Source organism: Salinicola socius (assembly GCF_001937195.1).
GTDB classification, from domain to species: domain Bacteria; phylum Pseudomonadota; class Gammaproteobacteria; order Pseudomonadales; family Halomonadaceae; genus Salinicola; species Salinicola socius.
In genome coordinates this window covers 1-598 of the sequence record NZ_MSDO01000106.1, presented here as the reverse complement: position 1 = coordinate 598, position 598 = coordinate 1, and the positions used below count along the sequence as shown (strand labels likewise).

Below are 598 nucleotides of genomic sequence, written 5' to 3'. Positions count from 1 at the left end.
ACGTGTTCTCTTCCGTCGTGGTCGTGCCTGCCTGAGCGACCGGTGCATCGTTGGTGCCGGTCACGGTGATGGTGACCGTCTTCGGTGCACTGACGCCGCCCTCGTTATCGGTGGCGGTGTAGCTGAAGGTGACGTCGCGGCTCTCGCCGGCGGCCAGACCGTCGAAGTCGGTGCCGGGCGTGAAGCTGTAGGAGCCGTCGGCGTTGAACGTCAGTCTGCCTTTGCCCTTGCCTACGTCCGTCTCCAGTTCGTAGCTGGCGATCGTCCCATCGACATCGGTCGCTGCCGGCACCTGCCCGCTGAGAACGCTGTTCTCGCCGGTAGTCTGGGTATCGGCGACGGCCACCGGGGCGTCGTTGGTGCCGGTCACGGTGATGGTGACGGCCTTGGGCTCACTGACGCCGCCATCGTTATCGGTGGCGGTATAGCTGAAGGTGACGTCGCGGCTCTCGCCCGCGGCCAGAGTGTCGAAGTCGGTGCCGGGGGTGAAGCTGTAGCTGCCGTCGCTATTAAAGCTGAGGCTGCCGTTGCCGGTGCCGATATCCGTCGCCAGGTCATAACCGGCGATGGTGCCCTCGACGTCACTCGCTGCCGGGAC

1 protein-coding gene is annotated in these 598 nt (G+C 65.6%); it reads right to left on the bottom strand.

Going from position 1 to position 598, the window contains the following annotated elements; genetic code table 11:
- A partial coding sequence (locus tag BTW07_RS19075) for a tandem-95 repeat protein (RefSeq protein WP_144077010.1) occupies positions 1-598 on the bottom strand: 598 nt, incomplete at both ends.